The sequence below is a fragment of the Rickettsia senegalensis genome, from assembly GCF_056135685.1.
The window spans coordinates 1,364,293-1,378,884 of record NZ_JBVYTQ010000001.1 but is presented as its reverse complement, the minus strand read 5'-3'; the positions used below and the strand labels follow the sequence as shown (position 1 = coordinate 1,378,884).

Here is a 14,592-nt window from a genome sequence, read left to right as displayed (position 1 = left end):
ATTACTGTTTGAGGATTATAGACTATTTACTCTAAACTGCAATACGGAGGCACGACCCATTCCCGCGTAGGCGGGAATCCAGTACTTTTCGTTGTCATACCGTGGCTTGACCACGGTATCCATAAAAATAATAAAAAATACTAAAATTTAGTATTTTTAACTGGACCCGTGGTCAAGCCACGGGGTGACAATCATTTTCTGGATTCCCGCCTACGCGGGAATGACATAACATAATTCCAGCAAGAAGCCACTAAATCTCCACATTAAATACTCTAAAAATAAATACTAATTCGTCAGCTATCTCTTTCAAATAATCAAAGCGACCGGCAGAGCCTTTATGCCCTGTATCCATATTCGTTTTTAATAATAAGGGATTATTATCCGTTTTTAGTTCTCGTAATTTTGCTACCCATTTAGCCGGTTCCCAGTAACCTACACGTGGGTCGGATATACCGCAAGTAATGAATAGAGCAGGATAGTTTTGTGCTTTTATGTTATCATAAGGAGAATATGATTTAATATATTCAAAATATTCTTTCTCTTTCGGATTGCCCCACTCATTATATTCCAAGAGAGTTAACGGTAAGCTTTCATCAAGCATGGTGTTAAGGACATCTACAAACGGTACATGAGCAACGGCTAATTTATAGAGTTCAGGTCTTTCGTTGAGGACATAGCCAATTAACATACCGCCGGCACTGCCGCCCATTATTACTATATTGTTATTACTTGTATATCTTTCGTTGATTAAAGCTCTACTACAAGCTATGAAGTCTTCAAAGGTGCTTTTTTTAGTTAAAAACTTAGCGGATTCATACCAATCATGACCTAAATCATCACCGCCTCTAATATGAGCAGCTGCATAAATAAAGCCACGATCCGCAAGTGTTACCGCCATATTTCTAAAATTAACCAGCATAGCGATACCGTAAGCTCCGTAACCCACTAGATATAAGGGATTAGAGCCATCTTTTTTAAATAAAGATTTTTTGTAGAATAAAGTAATAGGTACTTTTACGTCTCCATTATCTGCAAATATTCTCTCTACTTTATATTCCTCTGAGTTAAAGCCCGATGGTATTTCTTGGGTCTTTAATATCGTTAATTTATTACTATCAAAATCGTAGCTATAAGTGGTATTTGGTCTTGCTAATGAAGAGTAATCTACTCTGATATCGTCTTCCTCAAAGTTTGTAGAAAAGCTATTTGCTTGGAAATTTTCGTCGGGAAAATGAATTATTTTTTCTTGTAAATCTTTAAATTGCTTTATTTTAATTAGCGGTAAACCTTGGTCACGATAATTTAAGATTAAATAATTATTTGTAACCTCAAAGCTTTTTAAATATTTGTCTTGTTCTTCCTTAATATAAATATCATCCCAATTAGCATTTTCAAAATTATTTACCGGTAGCTTTACAATATGGAAATTTTTAGCTTTATAATTAGTTTTAATATAAAAATAATCATCATTATGTTCTACACCATAGAATATTTTATTTTCTGCAGCTCGTACTAATTTAGGAGTAAAATTATTATCCCGCATAGAAATTACATAAATTTCATTTTCATTATGATCGCCTGAATTTATAAAAATATATTCGTTACTTGCAGATTTCCCACAGCTGATAAAATGAAAAGGGTTTTTTACCTCAAATATTAATTTATCCTGAGTAACATCTTCACCTAGACGGTGAAACATTACTTTATCCCAGCGTTGATTCTCATTAATAGTAATATAGAAAAAGCCGTCTAATTTTTCATGCCAAATCACAGTAGGTGCTATATCTGTTACATTATCAGGTAAGTATTTTTGCTCTTTAAGATTGTATATTTTGATATTATATTGCTCATTACCTGTAAAATTAACGCTATAAGCCATTAAATTTTGATTAGGTGACATTGCAAGCTTAGCAACATCGGTAAAACCGCCGTTTGGCGTAAGAAAGTTAACATCTAATATTATCTCTTCATGTGCTTCCATACTATTATGCTTCCGGTAATATATCGGATAATTTTTATTCCCCTCTACTCTATGATAATAGTAGTAGTCTTTTTTCTTAACATAAACTGACTCATCGTCTAATTTGATTCGTCCTTTTAATTCTTCAAAAATCTTTTCCTTATCCTTTTGCAGATCGGCAAAGAAATTTTCGGTATATTTATTCTCAGCCTTTAAGTAGTCTAAAATTTTAGAGTCTGCTACATTTGGCCATTTAGGATCACGCAGCCATTGATAATCATCGTTTATTGTTTGTCCGTGGGCTTCAAAGCTGTAATTTTGTTTATTTGCGGTTGGTGGTTTCATATGCTAAATTTATTTATTGTGTAATCAATTTTTAACGTCATTGCGAGGAGCGAAGCGACGTGGCAATCTCATGAAGTAGTATTCCTGAGATTGCTTCGTCGAAACTTTCAGTTTTTTCTCGCAATGACGTTGAGTTACTGTAATGTTAAAATCAAACTAATTAATAGGAATAATATAATAAATATAGCAGTTTGCTGATTATGCCATGCAGATATTTTACCTAAAATATTATCCCAAATAACCTTAAAATTAAGATATTCTTCTGTATCTTCGGTACTGTCTGTCCTTTCTTTATATTTACCGATACTGAAATATATAAATTTTTCAATATATTGGTACAGGTCAAGGTTTATGTTTTCTGTCGAAATGCGTGGTATTTTTCTAAATATTAAAGCCAATAATATTGAGGTTGCAAGGATAACTAGCTTAAAATTAGCAGTATGTGATATTTGAATAGGGTAGAATAAACATACGCATAAAGTTATTATGCACGAGGAGAGGTAGGTTAAGTACTTTAACGTCATTGCGAGGAAAATCGTAGTCTTGTGCGCACGCAATCTCAGGATATTTGATGAGATTGCCATGCTCCTTTTAGTCGCTTGCAATGACGATAGTAAACTCTCCATCAACAACCCAAATAATACGGCACAACTTGCTATCTTGGAAAATATAATAATATTATTTGCATCTAAAAGATTGGCAATTCCGTCTTTGATATAAGAAGAATTAATAGGCAGTATAGATGTATATATTAATATGCTAACTACAAACCCTCCTAATAAAATAAAATTAATTTGAGTATTCTGAAGATCTTGGTAATTTTTAATACTGTATTCATCTTCTATATAAGTAAAATATAAAGCAAATAACCCATTATATAGTATATGTATGAATATAAAGCTTGTAATAAGATAAGCCATGTTTGGAGTATTTATACTAATAGCCGTTAATATAAAGCCAAGCTGTGATACGGTAAGATAACATATTAATCGTTTAAGGTTTTTCTCAATTAAAGAAAATACTAACCCGTAAATAATCATTAATATTCCAAAAAACTTAAGTATCGCAAGACCGCTAAATAATTTTAAAATGATAATTAAAGTAACTTTAGTAGTAAAACTTATTAAATATACAATACCGCTACTTGAAGCTGCAGGATAGCAATTAACCACCCAACCGTTTACAAAAATAGCTGAGGCATTAATCAAACAACCTGCAAGTATGAATATTGCCGGTAACTCAAAATTATTTACTGATTCCGTTAAAGAAATAAAAGCTGTATTACCTGTTGCTTGGATTAGAAGAGTCATGCCAATCAAAATTAACCCGCTACTGAATAGATGAGTAAGGAAATATTGACGAGCCGGTTTCATTTTTAATTGGTCACAAAAAATAGTTATGCAGGCAAAAATCGTCATGAATTCAAGCGAGATTATCATGGAAATAAAACCAGCTGTAAATACACATATAATAGATGATAAACAGTATAAGCTACCTATTAGCATCTCTAACTTTCTATTTTTAGAAATTGTATAAAGACTTAAGATAGCAGTAACAGTTAGAAATGCGAGAGCTATTAGCTGATTTTGCAGGTTAAAATCAAACATAAGCTCGAAATTAGTAAGCGGAAATGTAAATTTGGTATTTTGAATAAACATTTTAATCGTTAGAAGAAACTGTTAAAACTTCTAATCGCTGAATTCTTTTAAAGTCTTTTACATTTAGAGTTAATAGAGGATAACCATGCGTTATTGCCGTTGTTGCAATTAGCATGTCATGGGTTCCTATAGTTATACGTTGTTTTATATAAATCATTAATAATACGTGCATATGTATATACTTCTTCAATACCGAAAGGTAATATAGTAAACAGACTTTTTACATATTCTATAAAAGCTAAACATTTTATACGTTTATTCTCATTATTGACTCTATCTACTCCTATTAATAGTTCAGTTAACACAATAGGGCTAATATAAGCCTGACCATAATGTGACCATTGCTTAGTACTTACCTTTCCTCTTTCTAAAGCTATGATTATAGAAGTGTCAATAATTAATCCCATCTTTCAACCAATTTTTTAATATCTTGTCTAGTACTGCGTCTTATTTCTTCGATGTCTTTCATGAATTGATCAGCATCTTTAGGATCAAGATGTGGACCATTTTTAAAGGCTTCTTCTAAGTCTCTTACTGCCATAGAAGGCTTGGTTTCTGCAGGTGAAACTCTTGCTACGATATGGTTACCTTTTTGCACGTCAAAGCTTTCGTCTTTATAGTAAACTCTATTCATAATATCTGAAAAAGATCGCACAAATTCTGTTGCACTAATAATTTGCGCCATATTTATCCTCAAAAATAATTGCATATTGTATGATTATATGTAAATACACAAATTATGTAAATACATATTTATGTAATATAAGCTAAAAATTCTCTGATTAAGATTTGGATAAAGTAAAATAATGTTACAGCTAAAGCACAAATCATTATGCTGATTCTCATAGAAGAGGGGAGTGGTTTTGTTACGCTAGACTCCACCAAAGAAGATTTATAAATAGAGCTTAGTATTTTGAGAAGGTAAAGGCTTGAGAAGATACTACTAGCTATTACGACAATCATAACGATGATTTGATTTTGTTCGCTTGCGGCAAGTAATATCGAGAATTTGCTAATAAATCCGCTAAAGATAGGTATACCGATTAATGATAATGAAGAGATGGATATAATAAAAGAAATTAAAGGAAATTCTTTGGATGTACCGTGTAAATTCTGTATTTGATCGGTTTTCTTTAAACTGTAAATACCTCCCATACTATAAAATAAGCAGATTTTTGTAAAAGAATGCGAAACCAAATGTAAGGTGGCAGCTCCGAGAGCTTTAGGCGTTAGCATGAAAGCACTAAGTAAGGCAAGGCTTAGTTGGTTCATAGTGGAATAGGCGAGTATTTTTTTGATATTATCCGTGCCTAGGGCTTTGATTGAGCTGTAAAATATGCTTACTATCGGTATGAAAATTAACCAGTTAAACCCTGTGAATATCATTTGTAAATAGGATAACCCGAATATATATAATAGGATTTTGTAAATACAAAATAATCCTGTTTTAACTACTATTACAGCATGCAGTAAGCTACTAACGGGGTAAGGTGCAACCATTGCGGCAGGAAGCCATGAATGCACCGGAAAAATTGCAGTTTTGGCAATACCGAAAATAAACATTAATAATAAAATAATGGATTGGCTGTGAGAAAAATAACTTTCTACTAAGCTACCGCTCGCAAAATCTCCGTTACCGGCTTTGGTATAAATAATTATCACTGCCGGCACGAATAATAACGTAGCGGAAATCATCAGAATTTTTAGATATTTGTATAACCCGCTAAGTACTATGTTATTTCTAGTATGTCCTATTAAGAATGTTGTAGAAATAGTTAAAAGTTCGTAGCAAATAAACATCGTAAATAAGTTGCTAGATAAGGCAATTAAAACACCGATTAGAATAGTTAAGTTAAAGAAAAATAAGAATCTAGAAGAGTGTTCTATATTATTAATAGCAAGATATTTGGGAGTATAAAGTAAAGCACAAATCCATAAAAAGCCTATTAAACTTAAGAATATAAGACCTAAAGGTTCAAGATGGAATCCTATAGAGTAATTACTGAATATATTAAATTCAAATCCTGCTCTTATACCTTTTAAAAACAGCCAATCAATAATTAAAATATTACCGAAGAAAAAAATGGCGATAGTAATAAGTAAAAAATTACGTATAAAACTATCTTTTTTAGTAGCATACGGACTAGTTAAGTTTAATGCCCCTACTAATAAAGTAGATAAGATTAAGAGATTCGGAGTAGTAAATTGTGTAATCATGTTTTCCTTTCCCTTGTCACCTAGTTCGCTTGACCTATATACCAGACAGTTTTGAAAAGCCCCGTCATTGCGAGCCAGCATTTATGCTGGCGTGGCAATCTCAGGAGTTTTTTAAATTATTTTATGAGATTGCCGCGTCGTTGCTAACGCAACTCCTCACAATGACGAGGTATTTTCATAATGTCAAAGGTTAATCAATTCTTCCAAAAAGTAACTTTCACCAGCTTATAATGATAAAATAGTGATCCTACGGAGCTTAGTAAGATTATAACAAAATCTAATAATAGTTTTTGTCTAAATAATAATCCGAGAATATTTATTTTGATAAAAAATAATGGGCTGATAGGTAAGCCGCAGCTGCAAATAATAATTATGGTTAAAATTTTGTTAGAATTCTTTTTATAGCTTTCATTATAAGCATCTATCAAGAAAAGAGCTATTTTATTTATACTGTCCGTAAGTAATAAGCTCGGTAAAATTATTATACCGCCCTCAGTAACATATAATAGAAATACATAACCTATTTGAGTGAAACATGAATAAATTATAATATTCTTGAAGTCTTCTGCACGGTAAGCAAAATACGGAGCTATAATAAGAGTAGCTAAAGCGATAGGTCTTATAAAATTTGTAATAGAAATTTTAATCGTCTCATGGCCTATAATAATATAAGTAAATTTGTATATTATATATATTCCTATTATAGTAGAAATCCCTGCTAAATATACTAAAATAACCGAAGCCGTGTTATTATAAGCTCTCATCATCCAAAAGTGCATAGGGAAAAAAGCTGTTTTTAAAATAGCCCCTATTAAGAAAAAGCAGGTAGCCATAGTGATTATACGAGAGTTATGATGTGCTTGTAGATAAGTTGCAACATCATACATATTTAAGCTACCTGTAATACTTAGCAAAAATCCTATGGCTATAAGAATAAGAGTCGCTCCAATACTCCCTATGATTAAATAATCAAAAGCTCCGATTAAAGATTTTGGATTATTACCTGAGGCTATCAATACATAGCTACTAAGTGCCGAAATTTCTATAAACACATATAAATTAAAGAAATCATTAGTACTAATCATTCCTAAATAGCCCGTATGAGCAAATAATAATATACCGTAAAATAAAGATTTTCTATTGTTGTTGATATATTTTAAGATTGTTCGATTAGTAATCTTATGACAAAAAACCAAAAAGAATAATAAAACCAAGTTAAGATAAATAATAATAGCTTGGTTTAGTGAATTTAGCCGATATTCTATTCCTATTTTTGAACTCCATCCTCCCATGGTGTAAGATAGCTCCGTATTTTGTATAATGCTATATCCATAAACACTGACCAAAAGGCTAGATAAAATGCAAATCGTAGTAATTACTCGTGCAATGGCGGTAAAGCGAAAAGATGTTATTAAGAGCAAAGCCCCGAATAAAGGAAGTAATATTTGTATGATAGGGAAATGGTTAACTAGAATCATGGAAGTTTATTCTCCATCGTCATTGCGAGCAGCCGTAGGCTGCGTGGCAATCCCGTCAAATGTCCTAAGATTGCTTCGTCAATTACTTCGTAATTTTCTTGCAATGACGATTTGGTATAGAATAACATAATTGAAAAAATCATTTATCAAAATTAATTTCATTTTCTGATATTGTACCAAAATGTTTATAAATTTGATATATTAAACTTAAAGCTACGCTAAGAGTAGCAAACCCAACTACTATAGCAGTGAGCATTAATACATGAGGCAAAGGGCTAGTGTAAGTAGTTAGCCCATCTTGTAAAATAGGTACACCGCCTGTTTTAATTTTTCCGATACTTAAATAAAATACTAATATCGAACTTTGAAATATTCCAAGCCCGATAATTTTATGAATATAATTACGGCTTGTAAGCATTATAAATAAGCCGCTAGTTAGTAAAATCAAAGTAAGAAAGTATATTAAATATGACATTACATTGTCATACCGCGTCCCCGCCACGGTATCCAAAAAAAATTTAAAAAAGACTGGATCCCGTGGTCAATCCACGGGATGACAAAGGTAAACCTGAACCACGCAACAATACCTCCTCGCAATGACATTGGTAGACATTAATACGTTTTGAAAGACTGATTAAATACGCATGTGACTTTTTTACCCTTACGTATAGCGAGCTTAGGAAAAACCTGTTCAAGTATCACCATATTAGGATTATCTTGAGCAAGGCGATAATTTACTAAAGATTCTCGAAGTGAATCATCTACAGCAAAAATACCGGAAATTTCAGCGTTTTTATCTCTAAATTGTAGATAAGTAAATTCGCCGTCGTCAAAAATTTTAATAGGTGCTATTTCTTCGCTGCCGCTAATATAGTAATTAAAGTTATATTTTTCAGGATGAGTAAGATCGGGACTGGCTAGGGAAGCAGAAAAAGTTTGCATATGACCGCTCATATTGTCATTTTCGTCATCCGGATAAAGAAACTTTACGTTAAAAACCATTTCAGGATCACGCATATCAAGAGTTTCGGCGGCATATAGTTCAAAGAAATAAGTTCGTTTATTAGTAATTAAAGTCATATTAGTAGTAGCGTCCGGTTCCATCGGTTTAATAAAAATCCTATGGCCGGCAGGTACTATTTGCCATGAAGTAGTATCTCCCATAGAAATACTGACTATTTCCTCATCTCTTGCTAGTTCTATACTTGCTTGATAGCCGTAATACCCTGTGAATTTGAAAACATCGTCAGGGTTATAAGTCATAACTCTTAGACGCGGGTCTCGACCTAGAGGTCGTGATATAGTAAGAGCAAATACATCTAATGTAAGTATTATAAAAGTACAAAATATTATTAGTTGCTTCATATTATTTCTGATTTTTATTCCTTAATAACTTTAGCTTGTAACTAGTAACGGTAAAATTGAAGGGTATATCAGGTGATGTACTTGTGCTGATCGAATCCATTATAAATCCGATTCTTGCTTCCCATACCATATTTTCTAAAATTTCACCCGTACTATTTTGTGCTAATGATTCAAAAGTAACAACTGCCGCGTTATCGTTTATATTGTTAATTGATAATATATTAATTGAGCGTCTATATAGTTTTTGATATCTTATGACCGGTGATAATGAGTTATCAATATTCATAAAATTAGCAAATTGCATATAAACAATACTCGTAGAAGCATTTTTGATAAAGGTAAATTGTTCTTTTAATATATCGTAATTATATTCTTCCCGTTGTTTTACATAATTCTGAAGCATAATATTTGCAACAGCGATATAAGGATTGGCGAGTGTTGAATGTTTAGTATTAGTAACGGTAGCTTGTTTTTCGGCATCATCTTTTATTAAATAACTTACTTTTTCGTTTATTGGTAGCAATATGTTGATATTTATACAAATTAAGGTTAATAATAAGGTAAAAATCGTGCATATTAAAAGCAGAAGACTTCTATGACTTAACGGTAAGATATACTTAAAATTATACCATTTTCTTGCATCAATAAAATATTCGCCGGATTTTATATATTCTTGTATTGCGTTGGTTAATGGGTCCATAATTACTAAATTAATATCTAATTTATTCTGTTTTAACTCTATCATAATTATTATAATATGATTATGATTTGTTAATTTAATGTTATTTAAGCTATAAAATAAGTTTATATTGTTGCTACAATACCAAATATTGTTTAACTTTAAAATTAAAATAAATAAATTATAAATTAAAATTATACAATAACAATTATTGATGATAGTTATTATGTTGTACTCGTCCCACTTGAAAAATTGGCGACTATATCTTTATAAGTCCGCAGGTAGCCACGTATTAAGTATACGCTCTGCTCTCAAGTTGAACTTCGTATAACTACTCTTTATTTACTTCAGAGTATAATAGTTTACAATCTTTTTAATATTTTTTTATATTTATAAATAGATTTTTTCAAAAAATGCTTGTGAACTATTGTATAGTAAGGTAATTTTAAAATAGTAACAAGATAATTTAATAATGTATAATTAGAATGTTAAAATCATTAAAGTTTCTATTAGTATTAATGATGCTTGCTCAATTACTGTCATGTACCCCTTCAGCTCCTTATGAAATTAAAAGCCCATGCGTTTCTGCTGATATAGATGATGGATCGAGTTTAAGCATAAATCCTTGTATAAGAAGACCGGTTAATTCAGTAAATATAGCATAAAAGTAATAGTTTTATGCAATAACAATGTAATAATAAAAATACTTTTGATATGAATAATATATTTGGCTTCTTTAAATCAAGTAACAACTCGAAAAGCGGTTCAGGAGATACACAAAATCAAGAAAGTGTTAAATCAGCTAATCCTTTAAAAATTACTCAGAATTGGTATGAAGAGCGATCCGATAAGTTAATTGTCCAACGTAACTTACTTATCATATTAATAATACTACTAACCATTTTTATGGTTATATCAACTTTAGTAATAGCATTTGTAGTAAAATCTAAACAGTTTGATCCTTTTGTTATTCAGCTTAATAGTAATACTGGACGTGCCTCGGTGGTAGAACCTATTTCATCACCGGTATTAACGGCGGATGAGTCTCTTACAAGGTATTTTATAAAGAAATACATAACAGCACGGGAAACATATAATCCAGTTGATTTTGCAACGATAGCTCGTACGACAATAAGATTATTTTCAACAAGCGGTGTTTATTATAATTATCTTGGTTATATAAGAAATAAAGATTTTGATCCTACGATAAAATATAAAGAAGATAATACTACATTTTTAGTAATAAAATCATGGTCAAAAATCGCAGCAGATAAATATATAGTTAGATTTTCCGTAAATGAAACATCAGGAAGCCAATTAGTTTATAATAAAATAGCGGTAGTAAGTTATGCTTATGTGCCTATGCAATTAACAGATTCAGAACTTGACATAAATCCGGTAGGGTTTCAAGTTAACGGATATAGGGTAGACGATGACAATAGTTAGATTTTATTTTTTAGTTTTTATATTATTAAGTGGTTTTACAGTACAACGAGAATGTCCACTTGTAGATGATCCATGTAATAATAGTAGTAATAATTATGTAGATGATTTATCTATAACTAAAGATAATAGAATAAAAACTTATATATATAATCCAAATGAAGTTTATTTATTAGTTTTGCATTTTGGCTTTCAATCGCATATAGAATTTGCTAAAAATGAAGAAATCCAAAATATAATTCTTGGGGATGCTTATGCTTGGAAAATAACTCCTTTGGCAAATAGATTATTTATTAAGCCTCTTGAAAAAGATATCCGTACAAATATGACTATTATAACTAATAAAAGAACTTATGAATTTGATATCGCTTCTACGGAACTTATGATGGGTAATGAAAGGGATTTAGTATATGTAATTAAATTTTACTATCCTAAGAAAAATGGTAATTACATGGCAAGGTTTTAATCGATGTCATTGTTGTGTAGATACGTCACTGCGAGGAAAAACTGTAAGTTTTGACGAAGCAATCTCAGGAGTTTGTTATTATTTCATGAGCTTGCCATACAGTCTACGACTGCTCGCAATGACGGAAAAACTGATTCACGCGGGGAATGAAAACAAAACACTTTAACTAATATAATTTAGATATGGCTGAAGAGCAAAATAATAATGATACCGGTTCTTTATCAGGAGCAGATGCTCCTGAAGTACAGAGAGAATTATCAAAAGTTTCAGTTAGCTTTAATAAGAGTATTGCGATAGTAGTCGTAATCTGCGGTATTTTTATATATATTTTTTATACTCTTTTTTTCGCTAATAAAAAAGAAGAAATACCGAAGACTCAAGTGCCGACTAATATTGTAAAACCTGTTACGGATGTTGATGATAATATTCCGGAGATTCCAAAGTTACCTGACCCTCCTAAGCTTGAGACGCCTACTGCTCCTCCACCACCTCCTCCTCCAGTAGTAGAAGTTCCGCCGGTCTTACCTCCTACTACTCCTGTAGAAGAGAATAAAGACAAAACGCTTCCATTGCCGCCGGTTTCGTTGCCTTCGACTTCAGGAACGTTAGTTGAGAGTGATGCAGAGAAGCAACGTCGTGAAGCAAAAAGAAAATCAGCTATAGTGTTAGTTGGTGGTGTAGAGCCTAAAAAAACACAGGAACAGATTACGACAGAAGCGACTTTTAAAGATCGCGGTGATATGTCTTTGGTTCTTGGACGCGGTAAATTAATTGATGCAGTACTTGAAACGGCAATAAATAGTGATCTTGGCGGTGAAATAAGAGCCATTATTAGTAGAGATGTATTTTCTGAGAAAGATAAAGTTATATTAATACCGAAAGGATCAAAAATATTCGGTAAATATGCAACCTCAACTGATGCGAGCAGTTATGGTAGAGTATCTATAATATGGGATAGAATAGATTTGACTAACGGTTATACTATAGAATTTGACTCCCCTGCAGTTGATAATTTAGGTAGACCTGGACTACAAGGTAGAGTTGATAATAAATATAAAGAACAATTTGCAAATGCCGTATTACAATCCGGCTTTAATATAGGTCTTGCTAAAGTTCTTGATAAGTTAGTGCCGCCTCCTATAGATTCACAGGCAGCAGCTACCAATAGTGCTACGGCAACACAATTGTTAAATACTGCTCAAACTATTGCGGCTAATACCGCTATGGATGCAAATACTAGGATAGTTACAATTTGTACTAATATACTTGCTGCTATTACCGATAAAACTTCGACTGCTTATACTACTATGACTCAAGCATGTACAACAGCACAAACTGCTTCTTCAGCGAATACTGCTGAGCAGAGACTTCAAACCTTAGTGCAGGCAGTTAATACGGCAGCTTCAAGTTTGCTTACTACTACCTCTATAGCATCGACTCCGACACAAGCACAACAAGCTTCTACTCAAGCTTTTACGGATGTGACGAATGTTGTACAAAATATGATAACTCAGCAGCAGTTTAAGCCGACGACAACGGTTAATCAAGGTACGCCGGTTAGAATATACGTTAATAAGGATTATAAATTCCCAAAAGCCGTTTTATTAAAGTCAAAGGTAATGAAATGAATGAAGAATTTGCAGCCTTAGAGACGTTTTTACTGCCTTTTAAAAATTTATTTGCTGAAGACGGTATTAACGAGATTATGGTTAATAAGCCTGGGGAAGCATGGGTTGAAAAAAAAGGCGATATATATTCTAAGCAAATACCGGAATTGGATAGTGAACATCTACTTTCATTAGGGCGTTTAGTCGCTCAATCTACCGAACAGATGATTTCGGAAGAAAAGCCTTTACTTTCCGCAACTTTGCCGAACGGTTATCGTATTCAAATAGTATTTCCTCCTGCTTGTGAGATAGGACAAATCATTTATTCTATAAGAAAGCCTAGCGGTATGAATCTAACTTTAGATGAATATGCTAAAATGGGAGCATTTGATGATACTGCAACAGAGAGTTTAGTAGATGAAGATGCAGTAATTTTAAATAATTTCTTAGCCGAAAAAAAGATTAAAGAATTTATTAGACATGCAGTTGTTTCAAAGAAAAATATCATAATTAGTGGCGGTACTTCAACCGGTAAAACTACTTTTACTAATGCTGCACTTACTGAAATACCTGCAATAGAAAGATTAATTACTGTAGAAGATGCTCGTGAGGTTGTGTTATCAAGCCATCCTAACAGAGTGCATTTACTTGCTTCCAAAGGAGGACAGGGACGCGCAAATGTTACTACTCAAGATTTAATAGAGGCATGTTTGCGTTTAAGACCGGATAGAATTATAGTAGGTGAGCTGCGAGGTAAGGAAGCTTTTAGTTTTTTGCGTGCTATTAATACAGGTCACCCCGGTTCAATATCAACACTGCATGCGGATAGTCCCGCTATGGCTATTGAGCAGTTAAAGCTTATGGTTATGCAAGCAGATCTTGGTATGCCGCCTGAAGAAGTAAAGAAGTATATTTTAACCGTTGTAGATATCGTTGTGCAGTTAAAACGCGGTAGCGGTGGGAAAAGATATGTTTCGGAAGTGTATTATAAGAAGAATAAAAACGCCGAAGGCATGGTGTAGACTCGTTTAATTTGAAAAATTGGCGTCGTTGTTTTATATTTTTTAATCCTCACGTACTAGTTGTACGCTGCAGCCAAAAAATATAAAACACCTTGCTCTTTTTCAAATTAAACTTCGTCTACCGCTTTCTACGCAATATGTATAATGTCATTCCTGCGAAAGCAGGAATCCAGTACTTTTTATTGTCATACCATGGCTTGACCACGGTATCTAGAAAAAAAATTTAAAAAGGACTAGACCGCGTGATCAAGTCACGGGGTGACATTAAAAGCGGCTGGATCCCCGCCTCTGCAGGAATGACATAGGCAGTTTAGTAGGAATATTAACAATATTAAGTAATAAGTAAAAACTA

At 32.5% G+C, this 14,592-nt stretch carries 13 protein-coding genes and 1 pseudogene; 5 read left to right on the top strand and 9 right to left on the bottom strand.

The window, feature by feature from the left end:
- Positions 1 to 250: 250 nt before the first annotated feature.
- The 9 genes and pseudogenes from AC0ODJ_RS07610 to AC0ODJ_RS07570 all read right to left on the bottom strand — a co-directional run bounded on the left by AC0ODJ_RS07610 (position 251) and on the right by AC0ODJ_RS07570 (position 9,723).
- Positions 251 to 2,305 (bottom strand): S9 family peptidase, encoded by a 2,055-nt coding sequence (locus AC0ODJ_RS07610; protein ID WP_218460824.1) that lies wholly within the window; start codon positions 2,303 to 2,305, stop codon positions 251 to 253.
- Between the two features lie 134 nt (positions 2,306 to 2,439).
- Positions 2,440 to 3,912: a proton-conducting transporter transmembrane domain-containing protein gene (locus tag AC0ODJ_RS07605; RefSeq protein ID WP_474465594.1), complete on the bottom strand. Its 1,473-nt coding sequence runs from the start codon at positions 3,910 to 3,912 to the stop codon at positions 2,440 to 2,442.
- A 52-nt stretch (positions 3,913 to 3,964) separates the two neighbouring features.
- Positions 3,965 to 4,370: pseudogene (vapC, locus tag AC0ODJ_RS07600) on the bottom strand (ribonuclease VapC).
- On the bottom strand, positions 4,361 to 4,672 hold the full coding sequence (gene vapB / locus AC0ODJ_RS07595) for a type II toxin-antitoxin system antitoxin VapB (protein WP_371920420.1): 312 nt from the start codon (positions 4,670 to 4,672) through the stop codon (positions 4,361 to 4,363). The pseudogene vapC and the gene vapB overlap by 10 nt, the downstream one beginning before the upstream one ends.
- Positions 4,673 to 4,716: 44 nt before the next feature.
- The gene (locus AC0ODJ_RS07590; protein ID WP_218460827.1) at positions 4,717 to 6,180 is read right to left on the bottom strand and encodes a proton-conducting transporter transmembrane domain-containing protein; all 1,464 of its coding nucleotides are present in this window, start codon (positions 6,178 to 6,180) and stop codon (positions 4,717 to 4,719) included.
- A gap of 194 nt (positions 6,181 to 6,374) precedes the next feature.
- On the bottom strand, positions 6,375 to 7,658 hold the full coding sequence (locus AC0ODJ_RS07585) for a proton-conducting transporter transmembrane domain-containing protein (protein WP_218460828.1): 1,284 nt from the start codon (positions 7,656 to 7,658) through the stop codon (positions 6,375 to 6,377).
- Between the two features lie 139 nt (positions 7,659 to 7,797).
- The gene (locus AC0ODJ_RS07580) at positions 7,798 to 8,133 is read right to left on the bottom strand and encodes a Na+/H+ antiporter subunit C (RefSeq protein ID WP_218460829.1); all 336 of its coding nucleotides are present in this window, start codon (positions 8,131 to 8,133) and stop codon (positions 7,798 to 7,800) included.
- A gap of 137 nt (positions 8,134 to 8,270) precedes the next feature.
- Positions 8,271 to 9,023, bottom strand: a complete 753-nt coding sequence (gene virB9 / locus AC0ODJ_RS07575; protein ID WP_218460830.1) for a P-type conjugative transfer protein VirB9 — start codon at positions 9,021 to 9,023, stop codon at positions 8,271 to 8,273.
- 1 nt (position 9,024) lies between these two features.
- Positions 9,025 to 9,723 carry a VirB8 family type IV secretion system protein gene (locus AC0ODJ_RS07570; RefSeq protein ID WP_218460840.1) on the bottom strand — a complete coding sequence of 233 codons (699 nt, stop codon included), beginning with the start codon at positions 9,721 to 9,723 and terminating at the stop codon, positions 9,025 to 9,027.
- 464 nt (positions 9,724 to 10,187) lie between these two features.
- Between AC0ODJ_RS07570 and AC0ODJ_RS07565 the strand changes: the two genes are divergently transcribed.
- The 5 genes from AC0ODJ_RS07565 to virB11 all read left to right on the top strand — a co-directional run bounded on the left by AC0ODJ_RS07565 (position 10,188) and on the right by virB11 (position 14,240).
- Positions 10,188 to 10,367 carry a DUF2706 domain-containing protein gene (locus AC0ODJ_RS07565; protein ID WP_218460832.1) on the top strand — a complete coding sequence of 60 codons (180 nt, stop codon included), beginning with the start codon at positions 10,188 to 10,190 and terminating at the stop codon, positions 10,365 to 10,367.
- 49 nt (positions 10,368 to 10,416) lie between these two features.
- Entirely contained in the window at positions 10,417 to 11,148 is a 732-nt protein-coding gene (locus AC0ODJ_RS07560) for a VirB8 family type IV secretion system protein (protein WP_218460834.1), read from the top strand.
- On the top strand, positions 11,135 to 11,611 hold the full coding sequence (locus AC0ODJ_RS07555; RefSeq protein ID WP_218460835.1) for a TrbG/VirB9 family P-type conjugative transfer protein: 477 nt from the start codon (positions 11,135 to 11,137) through the stop codon (positions 11,609 to 11,611). Before AC0ODJ_RS07560 ends, AC0ODJ_RS07555 begins: the two co-directional genes overlap by 14 nt.
- A gap of 182 nt (positions 11,612 to 11,793) precedes the next feature.
- Positions 11,794 to 13,239 (top strand): TraB/TrbI/VirB10 family type IV secretion system protein, encoded by a 1,446-nt coding sequence (locus AC0ODJ_RS07550; protein WP_218460836.1) that lies wholly within the window; start codon positions 11,794 to 11,796, stop codon positions 13,237 to 13,239.
- Positions 13,236 to 14,240 carry a P-type DNA transfer ATPase VirB11 gene (virB11, locus tag AC0ODJ_RS07545; RefSeq protein WP_011270800.1) on the top strand — a complete coding sequence of 335 codons (1,005 nt, stop codon included), beginning with the start codon at positions 13,236 to 13,238 and terminating at the stop codon, positions 14,238 to 14,240. Before AC0ODJ_RS07550 ends, virB11 begins: the two co-directional genes overlap by 4 nt.
- The last annotated feature ends 352 nt before the right edge of the window (positions 14,241 to 14,592 follow it).

What these genes read in the sequence shown, in the direction of transcription:
- AC0ODJ_RS07610 (WP_218460824.1), bottom strand. Translation starts at nt 2,305, where the DNA reads ATGAAACCACCAACCGCAAATAAACAAAATTACAGCTTTGAAGCCCAC.
- AC0ODJ_RS07605 (WP_474465594.1), bottom strand. Translation starts at nt 3,912, where the DNA reads ATGTTTGATTTTAACCTGCAAAATCAGCTAATAGCTCTCGCATTTCTA.
- vapB (WP_371920420.1), bottom strand. Translation starts at nt 4,672, where the DNA reads ATGCAATTATTTTTGAGGATAAATATGGCGCAAATTATTAGTGCAACA.
- AC0ODJ_RS07590 (WP_218460827.1), bottom strand. Translation starts at nt 6,180, where the DNA reads ATGATTACACAATTTACTACTCCGAATCTCTTAATCTTATCTACTTTA.
- AC0ODJ_RS07585 (WP_218460828.1), bottom strand. Translation starts at nt 7,658, where the DNA reads ATGATTCTAGTTAACCATTTCCCTATCATACAAATATTACTTCCTTTA.
- AC0ODJ_RS07580 (WP_218460829.1), bottom strand. Translation starts at nt 8,133, where the DNA reads ATGTCATATTTAATATACTTTCTTACTTTGATTTTACTAACTAGCGGC.
- virB9 (WP_218460830.1), bottom strand. Translation starts at nt 9,023, where the DNA reads ATGAAGCAACTAATAATATTTTGTACTTTTATAATACTTACATTAGAT.
- AC0ODJ_RS07570 (WP_218460840.1), bottom strand. Translation starts at nt 9,723, where the DNA reads ATGGACCCATTAACCAACGCAATACAAGAATATATAAAATCCGGCGAA.
- AC0ODJ_RS07565 (WP_218460832.1), top strand. Translation starts at nt 10,188, where the DNA reads ATGTTAAAATCATTAAAGTTTCTATTAGTATTAATGATGCTTGCTCAA.
- AC0ODJ_RS07560 (WP_218460834.1), top strand. Translation starts at nt 10,417, where the DNA reads ATGAATAATATATTTGGCTTCTTTAAATCAAGTAACAACTCGAAAAGC.
- AC0ODJ_RS07555 (WP_218460835.1), top strand. Translation starts at nt 11,135, where the DNA reads ATGACAATAGTTAGATTTTATTTTTTAGTTTTTATATTATTAAGTGGT.
- AC0ODJ_RS07550 (WP_218460836.1), top strand. Translation starts at nt 11,794, where the DNA reads ATGGCTGAAGAGCAAAATAATAATGATACCGGTTCTTTATCAGGAGCA.
- virB11 (WP_011270800.1), top strand. Translation starts at nt 13,236, where the DNA reads ATGAATGAAGAATTTGCAGCCTTAGAGACGTTTTTACTGCCTTTTAAA.